Origin of the sequence: Streptomyces zaehneri (assembly GCF_032248645.1) — a bacterium.
GTDB lineage: Bacteria > Actinomycetota > Actinomycetes > Streptomycetales > Streptomycetaceae > Streptomyces > Streptomyces coriariae.
Window position 1 is genome coordinate 43,738 of sequence record NZ_JASTTJ010000023.1, and the last position, 18,193, is coordinate 61,930.

The window sequence follows — 18,193 nt, forward strand, 5'->3', positions numbered from 1 at the left end:
TCCCGGTCGCGCCGCACCCGGTGTGATCAGCCGGGCAACTGCCGGGAGAGGCCACCGAGCGGGGCGCCCACGGGACGTGGCTCCTCTGCGCTCCGCTACGAGGTCGCCGCCGACACCCGGCGTGCGCCCTTCGAGGCCGGCACCGAACGCGCTCGATGGGCGCGGAGGCGCTGCGGCGCCGCAGCGCGTGGCGCACGGTGCGCGTCGTCGGATCCGCCGCCGTTCCCGGTCCCTCCCGGTCCCGGTCTAGATCCAGGTCCAGGTCCCGGTCCAGGTCCCGGTCCCGGTCCCGGTCCCGGGGGATCGTCCGCCGAGGTGTCGGGCGGCTTCGGGTTTCGGGGGTTCCGGCGGGCCGGCCGGAACCCCCGAAACCCGGTTCGCCCCCCGTTCGCGCCCTCGGCGCGCGCCTCGAACCGGGACATCAGGTCGGCAGAGGCGTTCTTCCCGCCGATGTGGGGCAAGTCTCGCCGCAGCGCGAGGCTTCCAGGTCAGAGCGGTGCCGTTGATCTTCCTCGGCGCCCCGGTCGGCCTCCCCGAGTGGCCGGGCCACCACGGCGAGCCTAGCGTCGTACTAAAATTTCCGGCTTGTTACGGAGCTGGACCGGACAACCCCAGGCAGACCTGCGGGCCCGCCGGCTCCCCGGAGGCTTCCGGGATCGAGACGCGAGGACCGATGGCAGCCATCGACGAGAGCAGTGCTCTCGGCCTGCTCGACGAAGAAATCCGCGCACAACTCGGCGACACCGCCCGCTTCTCCGGCGGCCCCGCCGCCTCCCCCCGCACCCTCGTCGACATCTTCGACGCGTCCGTGCGGTCCTTCCCGGACGAACTCGCCCTGGACGACGGCAGCACGACCCTCACCTACCGCGCCCTCGCCGTCGAGGTGGAGAACCTCCGGCGCAGGCTCGCCGCCGCCGGGGTCGGGCTCGGCGACCGGGTGGGCGTCCGTGTCCCCTCCGGCACCAACGACCTCTACGTGGCGATCCTCGCCGTCCTCGCCGCCGGCGCGGCCTACGTCCCGGTGGACGCCGAGGACCCCGACGAGCGGGCCGAGCTGGTCTTCGGGGAGGCGGACGTCCGGGCCGTCGTCGGCACCGGGCACGAGATCACCGTCCACGGCACGCCGGCGTCGGCCGCCGCCCGGCCCGGCACCGAGCACGACGCCTGGATCATCTTCACCTCCGGCTCCACCGGTAAGCCCAAGGGCGTCGCCGTCAGTCACCGCAGCGCCGCCGCCTTCGTGGACGCCGAGGCCGCGCTGTTCCTCACCGAGGAGCCGATCGGACCCGTCGACCGGGTCATGGCGGGGCTCTCCGTGGCCTTCGACGCCTCCTGCGAGGAGATGTGGCTGGCCTGGCGCTACGGGGCCTGTCTGGTGCCCGTGCCCCGCTCCCAGGTCCGCAGCGGCGCCGATCTGGGGCCCTGGCTGGTCGAGCAGGAGATCACGGTCGTCTCCACGGTGCCGACGCTGGCCGCGCTGTGGGAGCCCGAGACCCTCAACGACGTACGGCTGCTGATCTTCGGCGGTGAGGCCTGCCCGCCCGAGCTGGTGCAGCGGCTGGTGACGGAGGGACGGGAGGTCTGGAACACGTACGGGCCGACCGAGGCGACCGTCGTCGCCTGTGCCTCGCTGATGTCCGGCGAGGAGCCGATCAGGATCGGGCTGCCGCTCAGGGGCTGGGAACTGGCCGTCGTGGACGAGGCCGGGGAACCGGTGCCGCTGGGCGGCAGCGGCCAGCTGGTGATCGGCGGGGTCGGACTCGCCCGGTATCTCGACGCCGAGAAGGACGCGGAGAAGTACGCGCCCCTGAAGTCGCTGGGCTGGGAGCGGGCGTACCGCAGCGGTGACCTGGTGCGCGCCGACGCCGAGGGGCTCGTCTTCCTCGGGCGGGCCGACGAACAGATCAAGCTCGGCGGGCGGCGGATCGAGCTGGGCGAGGTGGACGCGGCGCTCCAGGCGCTGCCGGGTGTCGCGGGGGCCGCCGCCGCCGTGCGGACCGCCCGCAGCGGCAACCAGCTGTTGGTCGGGTACGTCGTGACGCAGGACGGCTGGGACCAGGCGGCGGCCGTGCGGCGGCTGCGCGCCGAGCTGCCGGCCGCCCTCGTGCCGCTGCTCGCGCCGGTGGCCGATCTGCCGACCCGCACCTCGGGCAAGGTCGACCGCAACGCACTGCCCTGGCCCCTGGAGGGCGTGGAGACGGGTGGCCCGGCCGAGCAGCTCTACGGCACCGAGGCCTGGCTGGCGGAGCAGTGGACCGAGGTCCTCGGCATCCCCGTGGGCAGTGCCCGCGACGACTTCTTCGCGATCGGCGGCAGCAGCCTCGCGGCCGCCCAGCTGACCACACGGCTGCGCACCCGCTACCCCAGCGCTGCCGTCCTCGACATCTACCAGCAGCCCACCCTGCGCAAGCTGGCCCGGCATCTGGAGAGGTCGGCGCAGGACGACGGGGCGACCCGCGTCGTCGCCCCGGTGCCCGCGCGCGCCAAGGTGATCCAGACGCTGCTGCTCGTACCGCTGTTCACGCTGCTGGGGCTGCGCTGGACGGTGCCGCTGGTCGCCGCCGGCAATCTGCTGCCCGGGTACGCCTGGCTGCCGACCGCCCCGTGGTGGCTGGTCGTGTCCGCGGCCCTGCTGCTGTTCAGTCCGCCCGGACGGCTCGCGGTCGCGGCGGGCGGGGCGCGGCTGCTGCTGCGCGGTGTGCAGCCGGGACGGTACGCGCGCGGTGGCGGCGTCCATCTGCGGCTGTGGACGGCGGAGCGGCTCGCCGAGTTCAGCGGGGCGACCTCGCTGACCGGGGCCTGGCTGGAGCGCTACGCGCGGGCCCTGGGGGCCAAGGTCGGGCCGGACGTGGACCTGCACTCGCTTCCGCCGGTGACCGGCATGCTGAAGCTGGGCCGGGGCGCGGCCGTGGAGTCCGAGGTGGATCTGTCCGGCTGGTGGCTGGACGGCGACCGGCTGGAGCTCGGCACGGTCAAGGTGGGCGCGCACGCCGTCGTCGGCACGCGCAGCATGCTCTTCCCGGGCGCCCGGGTCGGCAAGCGGGCCGAGGTGGCGCCGGGCTCGGCGGTCACCGGTCAGGTTCCCACCGGTCAGCGGTGGGCGGGCGCGCCCGCGGTCAAGCTCGGCAAGGCCAAGCGCAACTGGCCCAAGGAGCGGCCGGCGCGCGGCACGTCCTGGCGGGTGCTGTACGGGCTGTCCGGTTTCGCGCTGACCTCGCTGCCGGTGCTGGCGGCCGGGGCGGCCCTGCTGGTGGCGAGCCGCTTCGTGACGCCCGGCGGCGGGCTCGGTGAGGCCCTGCGGGGCGCCGCCCTCGCCCTGGTCCCGGCCACGCTCGCGTTCGGTCTGGCGTACGCCGTGCTGCTGCTGATCGCCGTACGGCTGCTGAGCGTCGGTCTGCGCGAGGGAACGCATCCCACGCACAGCAGGATCGGCTGGCAGGCGTGGACCGTCACGCAGCTCATGGACCACTCGCGCGAGACCCTCTTCCCGCTCTACGCGGGGCTGGTCACGCCGGTGTGGCTGCGGTTGCTCGGGATGCGGATCGGCAAGGGCGCCGAGGTCTCGACCGTCCTCGCGCTGCCCAGCCTGACCACGGTCGGCGAGGGCGCGTTCCTCGCCGACGACACGCTGACCGCGCCGTACGAGCTCGGCGGCGGCTGGATGCGGATCGGGCGGGCGGAGATCGGGCGGCGGGCCTTCCTCGGCAACTCGGGGATGACCGCGCCGGGGCGGAGCGTGCCGGACGGCGGCCTGGTGGGGGTGCTGTCGGCGACGCCGAAGAAGGCGAAGAAGGGCAGCTCCTACCTGGGTCTTCCGCCGGTGAAGCTGCCGCGGAACACGACCGGGGGCGACCAGAGCCGGACGTACGAGCCGCCCGCGCGGCTGCTGTGGGCGCGTGCCCTGGTGGAGCTGTGCCGGATCGTGCCGGTGTTCTGCTCGGCGGGTCTGGCCGTGCTGACGGTGGCGGTGCTGTGCGCGCTGGGCGTCTGGGCGCCGCTGCTGTCCGGGCTCGTCCTGCTCGCGGCGGGGGGCGCGGCGGCCGTCGTCTCGATCGTCGCCAAGTGGCTGCTCGTCGGACGGCACCGCAGCGGGGAGCATCCGCTGTGGTCCGGCTTCGTGTGGCGCAACGAGCTGGCGGACACGTTCGTGGAGGTCGTGGCGGTGCCGTGGCTGGCGGGCGCCGTGCCGGGCACGCCGGTGATGACGGCGTGGCTGCGCGGGCTCGGCGCACGGATCGGCGCGGGCGTGTGGGTGGAGAGCTACTGGCTGCCCGAGTCGGACCTGGTGACGCTCGAGGACGGGGTGACGGTCAACCGTGGGTGCGTCCTGCAGACTCACCTCTTCCACGACCGGATCTTGCGGACGGATACTGTGGTCCTCCGTGAGGGTGCCACGCTGGGCCCTGGCGGGATCGTGCTGCCCGGCAGCACGATCGGGGCCCGGACGACCCTGGGTCCCGCGTCGCTCGTCATGGCCGCGGAGTCCGTCCCGGACGACACCCGCTGGCTCGGCAATCCGATCGAGGCATGGCGTCCCTGAGAAGGGGCTACTCGCAGTCGGTGGGCGGCGCGCCGGCGGCGGGTGGTTCGAGCACAGGTCAGGGAGCGGACGGGGACGTGGCAGTTCAGCAGGCGGTCGGGCCGGATCCGTATTTCCCGGCGAACGGTGATTCCCGTTACCGGGTGCACCGCTACGAGCTCACGCTGGACTACCGGCCCGCCCCGAACCGGCTGTCGGGCGCGGCGCGGATCAACGCCATCGTGGGACGCTCGGCGCTGCCGGAGTTCCAGCTGAACCTGGCCGAATTCAAGATCGGCCGGGTCCGGGTGGACGGCCGGCCCACGCACTACACCCACCGCGGCGGCCGGCTGCGCGTGCGGCCGGCCAAGCCGCTGCGCGCCGGGGCCGCCTTCACCGTCGAGGTGCACTGGTCGGGCAACCCCAAGCCGGTGAGCAGCCCCTGGGGCGGGATCGGCTGGGAGGAGCTGGGCGACGGGGCGCTGGTGGCGAGCCAGCCCGTCGGGGCGCCCTCCTGGTACCCGTGCAACGACCGGCCCGCGGACAAGGCGTCGTACCTGATATCGGTCACGACACCGTCGGCGTACTCGGTGGTGGCGGGCGGCCGGCTGCTGACGCGGACCACGAAGGCCTCGACGACCACGTGGGTGTACGAGCAGGCGGCGCCGACGTCGAGCTATCTGGTCGGCCTGTCGATCGGGAAGTACCAGACCGTCCTGCTGGGCGACCCGGGGCTCGGGGGCATCCCCCAGCACGGGCATCTGCCGGCGGAGCTGCTGGCGGAGTTCTCGCGGGACTTCGCGCGCCAGCCCGGGATGATGCACCTCTTCCAACAGCTCTTCGGGCCCTACCCGTTCGACGAGTACGCGGTCGTGGTGACCGAGGAGGCGCTCGATGTCCCGGTCGAGGCACAGGGGTTGTCGCTGTTCGGCGCCAACCACGTGGACGGCGCCAGGGGTTCGGAGCGGCTGGTGGCGCACGAGCTGGCGCACCAGTGGTTCGGCAACAGTGTGTCCATCGCCGACTGGCGGCACATCTGGCTGAACGAGGGCTTCGCGAAGTACGCGGAGTGGCTGTGGTCGGAGCGGTCGGGCGGGCGCAGCGCTCAGCAGCTCGCCGCGGTCGCGCACCGGTCGCTGGCCTCGCTGCCGCAGGACCTGCGCCTCGCCGATCCCGGCCGAAAGTCGATGTTCGACGACCGGCTCTACGAGCGCGGCGGGCTCACCGTGCACGCGCTGCGCTGCGCGCTCGGCGACGACGCGTTCTTCCGGATGCTGCGCGCCTGGCTCGGGCTGCACCGGGGCGGTTCGGTGACGACGTCGACGCTCACCGCGCACGTGGCACGGTTCGCACCGGAGCCCCTGGACGATCTGTTCGACGCGTGGGTGTACGGCACGGCGCTGCCGCCCCTTCCGGTCCCGTCGGCCGGGCGGGGCGCGGAGTCGGCGTAAGCGCTCCGCCGCCGTGCTCGCGGTGACGAGCCGACCGGTGGTGAGCCGGCACGGTGTTCGGCCCGCGGGCCGGCGGGGACTGATCGCGCGGTTCCCCGCGCCCCTCACGGGGCACGACGCCCCCCGAGGGGCGTGATCGGCGAGGCGGGCACAATGGGGTCATGGCCCGACGTACCGCCCGCCCGCGACAGCGTGCCTCCGCCGCCGTCCGCACCTCCCCCGCCGACTGCCCGTGCGGGCTGCCCGCCGCCTACGAAGCCTGCTGCGGTCGTTACCATTCGGGCGCCGAGGCCGCGCCCGGTGCCGAGGCGCTGATGCGGTCGCGGTACAGCGCCTTCGTGCGGGGTGACGTGGGATATCTGCTGCGGACGTGGCATCCGCGGACGCGGCCGGAGCGGCTCGAGCTCGATCCCGGGATGCGGTGGACGGGCCTGGAGATCATCGGGACGGCGGACGGAAGCGCCTTCCACACGACCGGGACCGTGGAGTTCCGGGCCTCCTACCGGGGCGGCGCGCTGCACGAGCGCAGCCGCTTCGAGCGGGTGGCCGGGGCGTGGGTGTACGTGGACGGGGAGTTCCCGGAGGGCTCCGCATGATCCGCTAGGGCGCCAGGATGTCCAGTTCCTGGAGCGCGCCGACCGTGATCTCCCGGGTCAGTCGTTCGGCGCGGGCCGCGTCGCCCTCGCGGACCGCCTCCGCGACCTGGACGTGGAGGGTGACGGCGGTCGGGTCGGGGTCCTCGAACATGACCTCGTGATGGGTGCGGCCCGCCAGGACCTCCGCGACGACGTCGCCGAGGCGGGCGAACATCTCGTTGCCCGAGGCGGCGAGGATCACCCGGTGGAAGGCGACGTCGTGGACGAGGTACCCCTCCAGCCGGTGGCCGCGTGAGTTGGCCACCATGCCGAGCGCGCACTCGGTGAGTTCGGCGCACTGTTCCGCCGTGGCGTGTTTCGCGGCCAGGCCCGCCGCGACCGGCTCGACCGCCGAGCGCAGGACGGTGAGCGAGCGCAGCTGGTGCGGGCGGTCGGCGCCGGCCAGCCGCCAGCGGATGACCTGCGGGTCGTAGACGTTCCACGCGGCCCGGGGACGGACCGTCACGCCCACGCGACGGCGGGACTCGACCAGGTGCATGGACTCCAGGACGCGGACCGCCTCGCGCATCACCGAGCGGGAGACGTCGAAGCGCTGGGCCAGCTCGTCGGTACGCAGAACGCTGCCCGGCGGGTACTCACCCGCGGTGATGGCGGGGCCCAGGGCGTCCAGTACTTGGCCGTGCAGACCCCGGCCCGGAGTGGTCATGCACTCAGAGTACGGGGTAGATCACGGAGCCAAAAAGTCAGACTTATTTGTCACACACTCTTGAATTCGTCGTACCTAATCGGTTTCAGTGTCGTCGGCGTCCGTTGGCGTCAGACGTCGAGGCAGACAGCGAGGCAGAGATGCGCACCCCCCATGTCGTCGTGGTGATGGGCGTCGCCGGCACGGGCAAGACCACCATCGGTCCCCTGCTCGCCGCCCGGTTGGGCGTTCCGTACGCCGAGGGCGACGACTTCCACCCGCAGGCCAACATCGACAAGATGTCGGCCGGCACCCCGCTCGACGACGACGACCGCCGGCCGTGGCTCGACGCCATCGGCGGCTGGGCGCAAGCGCGCGCCGGGCTCGGCGGGGTCGTCAGCTGCTCCGCGCTGAAGCGGTCGTACCGCGACCGGCTGCGGGCGACGGCCCCCGGGGTCGTCTTCGTGCATCTCGCGGGTGACCGCGCGCTGATCGAGGACCGCATGGCGCACCGGCAGGGCCACTTCATGCCGACCGCGCTGCTCGACTCCCAGTTCGCCACGCTCCAGCCCCTCCAGGCGGACGAGGCGGGCGTCGTCGTCGACGTCTCCGGCAGCCCGGAAGCCATCACCGGGCGGGCCGTGACCGCGCTCGACGCGCTCCCTCAGGCTGCCTGACCTTCCCGTAACACCCCGTACTTCCCTCCCCCGTCCCCGTCACCTGCAAGGGAATCACCCGTGACCAGACTCAGTGTCGAGATGCTGGCAGCGGACACCGTCGAGCCGATCACCTCGGCCGGCCACGCGCAGCTGGGCATCGCCGTTCTGGCGGGCATCGCCGTGATCGTCCTGCTCATCACCCGGTTCAAGCTCCACGCCTTCCTGGCGCTGACCATCGGCTCGCTCGCGCTGGGCGCGTTCGCCGGGGCGCCGCTGGACAAGGCCATCGCCTCGTTCACCACCGGCCTCGGCGCCACCGTCGCGGGGGTGGGCGTACTGATCGCGCTGGGCGCGATCCTCGGCAAGATGCTCGCGGACTCCGGCGGCGCCGACCAGATCGTGGACACGATCCTCGCGAAGGCGGGCGGCCGCTCGATGCCGTGGGCGATGGTGCTGATCGCCTCCGTGATCGGTCTGCCGCTGTTCTTCGAGGTCGGCGTGGTGCTGCTGATCCCCGTCGTGCTGATGGTCGCCAAGCGGGGCAACTACTCGCTCATGCGGATCGGCATCCCGGCGCTGGCCGGTCTGTCGGTGATGCACGGTCTCGTCCCGCCGCACCCCGGTCCGCTGGTCGCGATCGACGCGGTCGGCGCCAACCTGGGCGTCACCCTGGCGCTCGGCGTGCTCGTCGCCATCCCGACGGTCGTCGTCGCGGGTCCGCTGTTCTCGCGGGTCGCCGCCCGCTGGGTCGACGTCCCCGCTCCCGACCGCATGATCGCGCAGCGGCCCTCCGAGGACCTGGAGAAGCGGCCCGGCTTCGGCGCCACGCTCGCGACGATCCTGCTGCCCGTCGTCCTCATGCTGTCCAAGGCGCTGGTCGACATCGTCGTGGACGACCCCGAACACACCGTGCAGCGCGTCTTCGACGTCGTCGGATCCCCGCTGATCGCGCTGCTCACCGCCGTGCTCGTCGGCATCTTCACCCTGCTGAGGCCCGCCGGGTTCGCCAAGGACCGGATCTCCGGGCTGGTCGAGAAAGGCCTCGCGCCCATCGCGGGCATCCTGCTGATCGTCGGCGCGGGCGGCGGCTTCAAGCAGACGCTGATCGACTGCGGCGTGGGCCAGATGGTCCTGGACATCTCCAAGGACTGGTCGATCCCGGCGCTGCTGCTGGCCTGGCTGATCGCGGTGACCATCCGGCTGGCGACCGGTTCGGCGACCGTGGCGACGATCTCGGCGGCCGGCCTGGTCGCGCCGCTCGCGGCCGACATGTCGACCACGCACACCGCGCTGCTGGTCCTGGCCATCGGCGCCGGCTCGCTCTTCTTCAGCCATGTCAACGACGCGGGGTTCTGGCTGGTGAAGGAGTACTTCGGGCTCACCGTCGGCCAGAACATCAAGACCTGGTCGGTCATGGAGACCATCATCTCCGTGGTCGCCGGCGGCCTGGTCCTGCTCCTCTCGCTGGTCATATAGCGGTACGGCGAGAGCAGGAACCGGAGCGGGACGGAGAAGGAGGACGAGCATGAGTCATCCCCTGTTCGACATCGGCGGCCGGACCCGGCACGGCGGGGTCGGTGACTTCCGCCTGAAGGAGCCGATGGTGCTGGGACACGAGGTGGTGGGGACGGTCGTCGCATACGGCTCCCCCTCCCCTTCGGTTCCCCCTGCCGGTACGCCGGTCGCCGTGCACCCGGCCACGCCCTGCGGGGTGTGCCCGGAGTGCGCGGACGGGCGGCGCCATGTCTGCCGCGACACCCGCTACCTCGGCAGCGCGGCCCGGACGCCGCACGTGCAGGGCGGGTTCGCGGGCGAGATCGTCGTCCCCGTCCAGCAGGTGCGGCCGCTGCCGGAAGGGCTTCGGCCGCGTCGGGCCGCGCTCACCGAGCCGCTGTCGGTGGCGTTGCACGCGGTGCGGCGGGCCGGGGCGGTGTCCGGGCGGCACGTCCTGGTCACCGGTGCCGGACCGATCGGCGCTCTGGTGGTCGCGGCGGCGAAGGCGGCCGGGGCGGCCCGGGTGACCGTGACCGACCTGCTGCCCACCGCGCTCGGCCATGCCCGCGCCGTGGGCGCCGACGCCGTCGTACGGGCCGACGATCCGGCGGATCCCGGGTGGCCGTCGGAGGTGGACGTGGCCGTCGAGGCGTCCGGGGTGGCCGCCGGTCTCGACAGCTGCCTGCGGCTGGTGCGCCGTGGCGGGGTCGTCGTGCAGCTGGGCATGCTGCCGCCGGGGCAGAGCCCGTTCGCCGGGAACCTGGTGGTCAGCCGGGAGATCGAGCTGCGCGGGGCGTTCCGCTTCGACACGGAGTTCGACGCGGCGCTGCGCCTGCTCGCGGCCGAGCCCGCGTTCGACGCGCTGATCAGCGCGGTGGTCCCGGTGCGGGACGCGGAGTCGGCGTTCGCGCTCGCCGCGGACCGGGACCGCTCCTGCAAGGTGCTGCTGGACTTCGGGAGCCGAGAGGCCGGGTGAGGACATCGGCGTGAGGAGACCGGGGTGAGGACATCGGCGTGAGGAGACCGGGGTGAGGAGACCGGGGTGAGGGGTCGGCTAAGGGCGCCACAGGCGGTGTTCCCGGCGGGCCCATTCCCGGCTCACCGAGCCCGTGCGCATCCCGCGGCGGGCCTCCGGATCGCCCAGGGCCATGCCGATGTGGCCGGCCAGGACGACGCCGATCGTCAGGGCGAGCCAGTCGTGGACGAAGGTCGCACTGGTGCGCCACATGATCGGGGTGAGGTGGGTGAACCACATGAGCAGGCCGGTGCCGACCATCACGAGGGTCGCCCCGGCGATCCAGGCCGCGTAGATCTTCTGTCCGGCGTTGAACTTGGCCGCCGGACGCGATTCGCGGCGCTTGTCCCGGCGCAGGGCGGCACCCAGCCAGCGGCGGTCGTGCGGGCCGAAGCGGTTGAGGTGGCGCAGGTCGGCACGGAACGCGCGGGAGGCGAGGCCCGCCAGGACCGGGACGGGCAGGGCCAGGCCGGCCCATTCGTGGACCCGGACCACCAGCTCGCGCCGGCCCACGAGCTGGGCGAACTCGGGGATGTAGAGGAAGGCCGCCGTCACCACGCACACGCCCATCAGCAGGGCCGTGGTGCGGTGCACCCACCGTTCGGCGCGGGTGAAGCGGGGGATCTGGGTGGTCGCCGGCGGCGCCTCAGCTCGTAGGCTCATCGTCCCGTCCGTTCGAGCGGCCGACCCAGGCGTCGACGTCGTAGCCACGCTCCTCCCAGTAGCCGGGCTCCACCTTCTCGGTGACGGTGATGCCGGAGAGCCACTTGGCGGACTTGTAGAAGTACATGGGCGCCACATAGAGGCGGACGGGGCCGCCGTGGTCGTGGCCGAGGTCCTTGTCCTGCATGCGCAGCGCGACCAGGACGTCGGCGCGGCGGGCCTGGGCGAGGGTGAGACTCTCGGTGTAGGCGCCGTCGAAGCAGGTGAAGCGGATCGCGCCGGCCTCGGCGCGGACTCCGGCCGCGTCGAGCAGGGCGGACAGCCGGACGCCCTCGAAGGGCGTGCCCGGCACCCGCCAGCCGGTGACGCACTGGACGTCCTTGACCATCCGGGTCTGGGGCAGGGCCCTGAGGTCGGCCAGCGTGTAGGTGGCGGGCCGGTCGACCAGGCCGTCCACGGTGAGGCGGTAGTTCGTGACGTTCCTGTGCGGGACCGAGGACGTCACCGAGTAGTAGCGGAAGCCGCCGCCGTTGGGGAGCAGACCGGTGAGGCCGGTGGGGTCCTTGTCGGCGGCGCTGCCGAGGAAGGCCTCCATACCGCGCTGGAGCGGGGGCGCCGCGACGACCCCCAGGGCGCCGAGGGCGAGCGTGCCGAGGAAGACCCGCCGGCCGACGGGTGTGCCGCGTTCCGCGGGCGCTGCGTCCGGGCCGGCTGCCTCGGAGGGTTCGGCCGGCTCGGATGGTTCGGGGTTCACGCTTCCATTCGAGCACTCGGGGGCCCGCCGGGGCCAGGGATCCCGGGCGGCCGTCAGACTTCCGTCATCACTTCTTACCCGGCTCTCAGACCGAGCACGGCGGCGCGGGCCGTGTGGAAGGCCCGGTGGGGGTCGCGGTCCGGGTAGGACCAGGGCTCGGGGGTGGCGTGCCGGCCGATGCGGCGGAAGAGGGCGGCGGCCTCGGCGCCCCGGCCCTCCAGGACCTTGGCGTGGGCGAGGAAGTTCAGGTCGATGAGGTGGCGGGGGTGGTCGTCGTGCTCCCACTCCAGCCACCAGTCGAAGGCGGCCTTCGTCACGCCCCGGGCCCGGCCGTCCCGCCAGTGCCCGGAGGCGGCGGGGTCGGCGGGCACGAAACCGTGGGCGGCCAGGACGCGGTAGCGCTCGGCGTGCGCGACGACGGGGAGGATCGCCAGCGGGGAGTCGGCGGGCGCCTGTTCGGCGGCCCAGGCGGCGAAGTCGTGGACCTCGTGCAGCGGGTCGGGGCCGCCGTCCGCCCGGCGCTCGGCGAGCCGGGCGACCATGAGGTGGTGCGCGTGATGGTGGTCGCGGTGCCGGGACCGGACCTCCTCGAAGATCCGCACGGCCGCCGCCCCGCCGTCCCGTTCGAGCTGGAGCAGGCCGAGCCAGGGGGTGGGGTCGGCGGGCGCGAGCGCGGCGGCGGACCGGCACGCGGCTCGGGCGACCGCCGCGTCCTCCTTGCCGCGCAGGGTCCGGCGGACCTGGGCCAGGGCGAGCAGGACGGCGGCGTCGGCGCTGCCGGGTTCGGCGAGCAGCCATTCGTGAGCCCGGGCAGCCGTGTGGGGCTCGAGGGCGAGGACCGCCGTCCGGTGGGCGCGGCGGTCCCAGTCGGCGCCGGTCCGGGCCAGCAGGGAGCGGACGGGCCGGCGACGGCCCTGGGCCAGCGCGGCGCGGGCGAGACCGAGCTCGGTGTCGTCCAGGGCCGGGTCGGGGGTCCGGCGGACGCGCTCGTGATCACGGCCGGGAGGGGGCGGGGGTAAGGGCACCGCGGGACTTCCTCATCCTCATCGGCGGCGGATCTGGCATCGGCCCGCAATCGGCCGATCACGCACAGCAAATCCCTAGGGAACACTCACCGTCAAGGGTCGGGGAGGGACGACAGGTGCCTGCCGCTCCCCGGCGGCGGGAATCCGGTGCGGGAGCGCCGCTGGTGGGACCCCCTGCCGCCGGGTGTCCCGGCGGCAGGTGTGGCGTACGCCATGGCGCGGCCCGGCCGGAGCCCACACCATGGCCGTAGGGCCGCCCCGCACCCCCGACCCTGTTTCCCGGGTGCCGCGGCCGGGGCAACCGCCCGGTTCCGGGTACTCGGGGCGCCGAGGGCGCCGGGACGCTACAGTCGGCCACTACGCATCCCGTCCGTGGTCCGACCGGATGATCGAGGTAGGCAGCGTGTCGGTTCTGGTTCTGGTTCTCGCCGTGAGCGCCGCCTGCTGCCTGGGCTTCGGGTTCGTCCTCCAGCAGAACGCCGCCCAGCGGGCGCCGCTCGGCGACTTCCTCTCACCGCGGCTCCTGCTCGACCTGATGAAGGTGCCGCGCTGGCTGGGCGGCATCGGTCTCATGGTGGCGGGCATGGCGCTGGGTGCCATCGCGCTCGGCCAGGGCGAGATCTCCCTGGTGGAGCCGCTGCTCGCGACCAATCTGCTGTTCGCCCTCGCGCTCTCCCGGCACCAGACGAAACAGCCGCTCGGCCGCCAGGGCTGGGCGGGCCTGGTGCTGCTCGCCGGCGGGGTGACCACCTTCATCGTGGCGGGCGAGCCGCGCGGCGGCACCGCGGTCTCGGATCCGCTGCGGCACTGGCTGATCATCGGGGGGATGGTCGGGCTGTCGCTGCTGCTCACCACCTACGCCAAACGCTCCCGGCTCAGCTCCGGCCCGGTGCTGCTGGCCCTCGCGGCCGGCCTGCTGTACGGCGTCCAGGACGCGCTGACCAGGGTCAGCGGGCAGCGCTTCGCCGCGGGCGGCCTCGGCGAGCTGCTGACCGGCTGGCAGCCGTACGCGGTGCTCGCGCTCGGCGTGACCGGCCTCGTGCTGGTCCAGAGCGCGTTCGAGACGGCCCCCCTGCGGATGTCGCTGCCCGCGCTGACCGCGGCGCAGCCCCTCGCGGGGATCATCTGCGGGGTCGGCTTCCTCGGCGACCGGTTGCGCACCGACACCGGCGCGCTGGCCTGGGAGGCGGCGGGGCTCGCGGCGATCGTCGCGGGCATCGTGCTCCTCGGGCTGCACCCGGCCATGCCGCGCGGCCCGGTGCCGCGCGAAAGGGTCCCGGACCTCCAGCCCCAGTAGCCGCCGGCATCGGTGGCGGGCCTGCCCGAGGTGGCGGGCCTGCTTGGATGGGCTCATGAGCGCTGCTGACGAGATCCTCGACATCGTCGACGAGAACGACCGGGTGGTCGGACAGTTCCCACGCGGGCAGGCGTACGCCGAGGGACTGCGGCACCGCTGCGTCTTCGTCCGGGCCAGGGACGCCGAGGGCCGGGTCTTCGTCCACCGCCGCACCCCGACCAAGCTGGTCTTCCCCTCGCTGTACGACATGTTCGTCGGCGGGGTGGTGGGCGCCGGCGAGTCGTACGACGACGCCGCGCTGCGCGAGGCCGAGGAGGAGCTGGGCGTGAGCGGCCTGCCCCGCCCGGAGTTCCTCTTCAAGTTCCTGTACGACGCCGGCGCCGCCGGGAGCTGGTGGTCGGCCGTCTACGAGGTCCGCTGCGAACTGCCGGTGCACCCCCAGGCGGAGGAGGTGGCCTGGCACGAGTTCCTCCCCGAGGAGGAGGTCGAACGGCGGCTGTCCGTCTGGGAGTGGGTGCCGGACGGGCTGGCGGCGTACGAGCGGCTGAAGGCACACCGGGCGACGGGCTGAGCAGGGCGGGAACCGCTGTAGCGGGCAGCGGGAGCGGGGCGGGAACCGCTGCGGCAGGCAACGGGAGCAGGGCGGGAACCGCTGCGGCAGGCAACGGGGGCGGGGCGGGCGACGGTCGGCGGGTAGGGTCCTGCGGGTGATCGAGTTCGTGCGGAACGTCCGGTTGTGGTTCGCTCCCGAGCAGGTCCGGGAGGAGGGCCGCACACCCGACTACCGGTTCTCGCTGGCGAACGAGCGCACGTTCCTCGCCTGGCTGCGCACCGCGCTCGCGCTGATCGGCGGGGGCTTCGCGGTGGATCAGTTCCTGCCGGATCTGCGCTGGGGCTGGCGGGTCGGGCTGGCGCTCGCGCTGCTGGCCGCCGGCGTGTTGTGCTCCCTGCGCGCGGTCAACCACTGGACGCGCTGCGAGCGGGCGATGCGCCGCGGCGAGGACCTGCCGGCGTCCCGCTTCCCTGCGCTGCTGGGCGTGCTGGTCGCGGTGGTGGCCCTGGCGATGGCCGTCGTGGTGCTGGTGGGGTGGGAGGGGTGAGCGAGGCGGTCCGGCCGGTGCGTGACCCCGGCCTTCAGCCCGAGCGGACCCGGCTCGCCTGGCGGCGTACGACGCTGGCGAGCACGGTGGCCGCCGTGCTCGCCGTCAAGGCGGCGCTGCACGGCGGGGTGTCGGTGTCCGGGGTCCTCGCCTGCGCGCTGTGCTGCGGCCTGTGGCTGGCCTTCCTGCTGCTCGCGCACCACCGGATCCACGCCCTGTCCGCCGCCGCGATCCCTGCGGCCCTCAGCCCGCGGCACGCCACGGCGGCGGTGCTGTGCGCGGTGGCGACGGCGGTGTGCGCCGCGGCGCTGGTGGTGGTCTAGCGACGCGTGCGGGGTCCCGCCGGCCTCACTGCTCCGCGTTCTCGGCGGCCTCGTCCGCCCAGTCCACCGTCACCACGATCTTGCCCCGGGTGCGGCCCTGTTCGTTGAGCCGGTAGGCGTCCGCGGCACGCTCCAGCGGGAAGGTGTCGGAGACGTGCACGGACACCACGCCCTGTTCGGCGAGTTCCGACAACCGGGTGAGGTCGTGGGCGTCGGGCCGGACCCAGAAGTACCGTCCGCCGTACCCGACGACATCCCCGTCGGCGATCGACGCCAGGCGTCCTTCCGGAGCCAGCAGGTTGGCGGAGACCCTCAGCGTGTCGCCGCCGACCGTGTCGAAGGCCGCGTCCACGCCCTCGGGGGCCAGCCCGCGCACCCGCTCGGCCAGCCCCTGGCCGTAGGCCACGGGCTCGCCGCCCAGCGAGCGGACGAAGTCGTGGTTGGCCTCGCTCGCCGTGCCGATCACCCGGGCGCCCACATGGCGGGCGAGCTGCACGGCGATGGAGCCGACGCCGCCCGCGGCCGCGTGGACGAGAACGGTCTCGCCCCGCTTCACCTGGAGGGCCTGGGTCAGCACCTGGTAGGCGGTGAGCCCGGTCAGCGGCAGGCCCGCGGCCTCCTCCCAGGTGAGGTTGCGCGGCTTGCGGGCGAGGGTGCGCACCGGGGCGCCGACGTACTCGGCGAAGGTGCCGCGGGACAGGAAGTCCTCGCGGACGTAGCCGATCACCTCGTCGCCGACCGCGTACTCGGCGACGGACACCCCGAGCTGCACGACGACTCCCGAGACGTCCCACCCGGGGATCACCGGGAAGACGGCGTCGAGCATCGGGTCCAGGTAGCCCTCGCGGGCCTTCCAGTCGACAGGGTTCACGGCCGCCGCCCGGACCTTCACCAGCACCGAGTCGGGGCCGATCTTGGGCTCGCGGACGTCCCCGTACACGAGTGTCTCCGGGCCGCCGTAGCGTGAGTAGCTGATGGCCTTCATGGGTCCGACCCTCCGGGCTACCGGGACGCCACGCAAGCCGAATGACCCGATATGCGGAGTTCGCGTGGCAGCCTGTCCGACGTCATCACCCCGCGGCTTCGAAGGTGAGCAGCATGACCACCCTCCATCTCGAGCACTCCGCCCACACCCACACGCACGGCCCGGACTGCGGGCACACCGAGGTGCGGCACGGCGACCACGTCGACTACGTCCACGACGGGCATCTGCACCGCGAGCACGGCGGCCACTGGGACGAGTGCGAGCCCGGCGGGCATGTGACCCACGACGGGCACGAGCACCGGCACGGCGAGGACTGCGGGCACGCGCGCGTACGCCACGGCGACCACGTGGACTACCTGCACGACGGGCACCGGCACGCCGAGCACGACGGCCACTGGGACGACCACTGACGCGTCCGGACGACGACGGCCGGGCGGCCGGGAACCGCCCTGACGACGGCTCCCCTGGCACCGCCCGGGGAGCCGTCGTCCTATCGTGGCCCCGATCACGTTGGGCGTGACCACTGGACGGCATACCGACCGGTCGGCATCATAGTGCGCATGCTGATTACCCGTCCCGTCCGCAGGAGCCGCGCATGAGCCCCGACCACCCGCCAGGACTCGATCTCGACCGGCTGCGCGCCCTGCTGGAGCGCGAGCGTCCCGGTCTGGTCGACGGCCCCCTCACCGGCCGGCTGATCGAGGGCGGACGGTCGAACCTCACCTACGCGGTCTCCGACGGCAGCACGAAGTGGGTCGTGCGGCGCCCTCCGCTCGGGCACGTCCTGGCCACCGCGCACGACATGCGGCGCGAGCACCGGGTGATCAGCGCCCTGCACCCGACGAGCGTGCCGGTGCCGCGCCCGGTGCTGCTGTGCGAGGACCCCGACAACGGGGCGGCGCCCGGAGCGCCCTTCTACGTCATGGAGTTCGTCGAGGGCACCCCCTACCGCACCGCCGACGAGCTAGCCCCGCTCGGCGAGCGGCGCACCCGGGACGCGGTCCTCTCGCTGGCGGACACGCTGGTGGAACTGCACTCGGTGGATCCCGCCGCGGTGGGCCTGGCCGACTTCGGCCGCCCCGAGGGCTTCCTCGACCGGCAGCTGCGCCGCTGGGGCAAGCAGCTGGACGCCTCCCGCAGCCGGGACCTGCCCGGGATCGACGAGCTGCACGCGGCGCTCGGCCGTGGGCTGCCGCACTCCCCCGCCCCGGCGGTCGTGCACGGCGACTACCGGCTCGACAACGTCCTGATCGGGCCCGACGACACGATCCGGGCGATCCTCGACTGGGAGATGTCGACGCTCGGAGACCCGCTGACCGACCTGGGCCTGCTGGTGATGTACAGCGTGCCGCTGGAACTCCCGAACTCGCCCATCTCCACGACCGCCTCGGCACCCGGCCACCCGTCGCCCGCCGAGCTGATCGAGCGGTACGCGACCCGCTCGGGGCGTGACGTCTCGGCGGTCTCCTGGTACACGGCGTTCGCCTGGTTCAAGCTCGCCGTGATCCTGGAGGGCATCCACTACCGGTACACGCTGGGCCAGACGGTCGGGCGCGGCTTCGACCGCATCGGGGAGCTCGTCCCCGTCTTCATCGAGCACGGACTGACCACTCTCCAGGAAGGCTGA

At 73.6% G+C, this 18,193-nt stretch carries 17 protein-coding genes; 12 read left to right on the plus strand and 5 right to left on the minus strand.

Annotated features, from left to right (window positions below; genetic code table 11):
• The first annotated feature begins 673 nt into the window (after positions 1 to 673).
• The 3 genes from QQM72_RS31200 (at position 674) to QQM72_RS31210 (ending at position 6,566) form a co-directional block, all read left to right on the plus strand.
• Positions 674 to 4,540 carry a Pls/PosA family non-ribosomal peptide synthetase gene (locus QQM72_RS31200; protein ID WP_314224185.1) on the plus strand — a complete coding sequence of 1,289 codons (3,867 nt, stop codon included), beginning with the start codon at positions 674 to 676 and terminating at the stop codon, positions 4,538 to 4,540.
• 77 nt (positions 4,541 to 4,617) lie between these two features.
• Positions 4,618 to 5,970, plus strand: coding sequence for a M1 family metallopeptidase (locus QQM72_RS31205; RefSeq protein WP_314224186.1), 1,353 nt, complete (start codon positions 4,618 to 4,620; stop codon positions 5,968 to 5,970).
• Positions 5,971 to 6,131: 161 nt separating this feature from the next.
• A complete protein-coding gene (locus QQM72_RS31210; protein WP_314224187.1) occupies positions 6,132 to 6,566 on the plus strand; it encodes a YchJ family protein in 435 nt (144 codons plus the stop codon).
• A gap of 4 nt (positions 6,567 to 6,570) precedes the next feature.
• On the opposite strand, the gene QQM72_RS31215 is transcribed toward QQM72_RS31210, so the two are convergent.
• Positions 6,571 to 7,272 carry a FadR/GntR family transcriptional regulator gene (locus tag QQM72_RS31215; protein WP_314224188.1) on the minus strand — a complete coding sequence of 234 codons (702 nt, stop codon included), beginning with the start codon at positions 7,270 to 7,272 and terminating at the stop codon, positions 6,571 to 6,573.
• Positions 7,273 to 7,412: 140 nt separating this feature from the next.
• On the opposite strand from QQM72_RS31215, the gene QQM72_RS31220 reads away from it, so the two are divergent.
• Genes QQM72_RS31220 through QQM72_RS31230 form a run of 3 tightly spaced genes read left to right on the plus strand, consistent with a single transcriptional unit; the run spans position 7,413 to position 10,380 of the window.
• Positions 7,413 to 7,928 carry a gluconokinase gene (locus tag QQM72_RS31220; RefSeq protein WP_314224189.1) on the plus strand — a complete coding sequence of 172 codons (516 nt, stop codon included), beginning with the start codon at positions 7,413 to 7,415 and terminating at the stop codon, positions 7,926 to 7,928.
• Between the two features lie 60 nt (positions 7,929 to 7,988).
• Positions 7,989 to 9,386 carry a GntT/GntP/DsdX family permease gene (locus QQM72_RS31225; protein ID WP_314224190.1) on the plus strand — a complete coding sequence of 466 codons (1,398 nt, stop codon included), beginning with the start codon at positions 7,989 to 7,991 and terminating at the stop codon, positions 9,384 to 9,386.
• 49 nt (positions 9,387 to 9,435) lie between these two features.
• Entirely contained in the window at positions 9,436 to 10,380 is a 945-nt protein-coding gene (locus QQM72_RS31230) for a zinc-binding dehydrogenase (RefSeq protein ID WP_314224191.1), read from the plus strand.
• A gap of 78 nt (positions 10,381 to 10,458) precedes the next feature.
• Here QQM72_RS31230 and QQM72_RS31235 read toward each other — a convergent pair whose 3' ends face one another.
• The 3 genes from QQM72_RS31235 to QQM72_RS31245 form a co-directional block, all read right to left on the minus strand.
• Positions 10,459 to 11,082 carry a cytochrome b/b6 domain-containing protein gene (locus QQM72_RS31235; RefSeq protein ID WP_314224192.1) on the minus strand — a complete coding sequence of 208 codons (624 nt, stop codon included), beginning with the start codon at positions 11,080 to 11,082 and terminating at the stop codon, positions 10,459 to 10,461.
• Complete coding sequence (locus QQM72_RS31240) at positions 11,066 to 11,836, minus strand: molybdopterin-dependent oxidoreductase (protein ID WP_314224193.1); 771 nt, start codon at positions 11,834 to 11,836, stop codon at positions 11,066 to 11,068. Before QQM72_RS31240 ends, QQM72_RS31235 begins: the two co-directional genes overlap by 17 nt.
• 74 nt (positions 11,837 to 11,910) lie before the next feature.
• Positions 11,911 to 12,861 carry a hypothetical protein gene (locus tag QQM72_RS31245; RefSeq protein WP_314224194.1) on the minus strand — a complete coding sequence of 317 codons (951 nt, stop codon included), beginning with the start codon at positions 12,859 to 12,861 and terminating at the stop codon, positions 11,911 to 11,913.
• A gap of 403 nt (positions 12,862 to 13,264) precedes the next feature.
• On the opposite strand from QQM72_RS31245, the gene QQM72_RS31250 reads away from it, so the two are divergent.
• The 4 genes from QQM72_RS31250 to QQM72_RS31265 all read left to right on the plus strand — a co-directional run bounded on the left by QQM72_RS31250 (position 13,265) and on the right by QQM72_RS31265 (position 15,581).
• Positions 13,265 to 14,158 carry a DMT family transporter gene (locus tag QQM72_RS31250; RefSeq protein ID WP_314224195.1) on the plus strand — a complete coding sequence of 298 codons (894 nt, stop codon included), beginning with the start codon at positions 13,265 to 13,267 and terminating at the stop codon, positions 14,156 to 14,158.
• A gap of 55 nt (positions 14,159 to 14,213) precedes the next feature.
• Positions 14,214 to 14,729: an NUDIX hydrolase gene (locus QQM72_RS31255; RefSeq protein WP_314224196.1), complete on the plus strand. Its 516-nt coding sequence runs from the start codon at positions 14,214 to 14,216 to the stop codon at positions 14,727 to 14,729.
• Positions 14,730 to 14,865: 136 nt separating this feature from the next.
• Positions 14,866 to 15,258, plus strand: a complete 393-nt coding sequence (locus QQM72_RS31260) for a YidH family protein (protein WP_314224197.1) — start codon at positions 14,866 to 14,868, stop codon at positions 15,256 to 15,258.
• The gene (locus QQM72_RS31265; RefSeq protein ID WP_314224198.1) at positions 15,255 to 15,581 is read left to right on the plus strand and encodes a DUF202 domain-containing protein; all 327 of its coding nucleotides are present in this window, start codon (positions 15,255 to 15,257) and stop codon (positions 15,579 to 15,581) included. Before QQM72_RS31260 ends, QQM72_RS31265 begins: the two co-directional genes overlap by 4 nt.
• Positions 15,582 to 15,606: 25 nt before the next feature.
• Here QQM72_RS31265 and QQM72_RS31270 read toward each other — a convergent pair whose 3' ends face one another.
• Entirely contained in the window at positions 15,607 to 16,566 is a 960-nt protein-coding gene (locus tag QQM72_RS31270; RefSeq protein WP_314224199.1) for an NADP-dependent oxidoreductase, read from the minus strand.
• A gap of 113 nt (positions 16,567 to 16,679) precedes the next feature.
• On the opposite strand from QQM72_RS31270, the gene QQM72_RS31275 reads away from it, so the two are divergent.
• Together QQM72_RS31275 and QQM72_RS31280 are read left to right on the plus strand one after the other, a co-directional pair.
• The gene (locus tag QQM72_RS31275) at positions 16,680 to 16,976 is read left to right on the plus strand and encodes a hypothetical protein (protein ID WP_314224200.1); all 297 of its coding nucleotides are present in this window, start codon (positions 16,680 to 16,682) and stop codon (positions 16,974 to 16,976) included.
• Between the two features lie 185 nt (positions 16,977 to 17,161).
• Complete coding sequence (locus QQM72_RS31280; RefSeq protein WP_314224201.1) at positions 17,162 to 18,193, plus strand: phosphotransferase family protein; 1,032 nt, start codon at positions 17,162 to 17,164, stop codon at positions 18,191 to 18,193.

Bases quoted from the DNA above. Each gene is read 5' to 3' on its own strand.
- QQM72_RS31215 (WP_314224188.1), bottom strand. From the start codon at position 7,272: ATGACCACTCCGGGCCGGGGTCTGCACGGCCAAGTACTGGACGCCCTG.
- QQM72_RS31230 (WP_314224191.1), top strand. From the start codon at position 9,436: ATGAGTCATCCCCTGTTCGACATCGGCGGCCGGACCCGGCACGGCGGG.
- QQM72_RS31255 (WP_314224196.1), top strand. From the start codon at position 14,214: ATGAGCGCTGCTGACGAGATCCTCGACATCGTCGACGAGAACGACCGG.
- QQM72_RS31210 (WP_314224187.1), top strand. From the start codon at position 6,132: ATGGCCCGACGTACCGCCCGCCCGCGACAGCGTGCCTCCGCCGCCGTC.
- QQM72_RS31200 (WP_314224185.1), top strand. From the start codon at position 674: ATGGCAGCCATCGACGAGAGCAGTGCTCTCGGCCTGCTCGACGAAGAA.
- QQM72_RS31220 (WP_314224189.1), top strand. From the start codon at position 7,413: ATGCGCACCCCCCATGTCGTCGTGGTGATGGGCGTCGCCGGCACGGGC.
- QQM72_RS31270 (WP_314224199.1), bottom strand. From the start codon at position 16,566: ATGAAGGCCATCAGCTACTCACGCTACGGCGGCCCGGAGACACTCGTG.
- QQM72_RS31280 (WP_314224201.1), top strand. From the start codon at position 17,162: ATGAGCCCCGACCACCCGCCAGGACTCGATCTCGACCGGCTGCGCGCC.
- QQM72_RS31235 (WP_314224192.1), bottom strand. From the start codon at position 11,082: ATGAGCCTACGAGCTGAGGCGCCGCCGGCGACCACCCAGATCCCCCGC.
- QQM72_RS31275 (WP_314224200.1), top strand. From the start codon at position 16,680: ATGACCACCCTCCATCTCGAGCACTCCGCCCACACCCACACGCACGGC.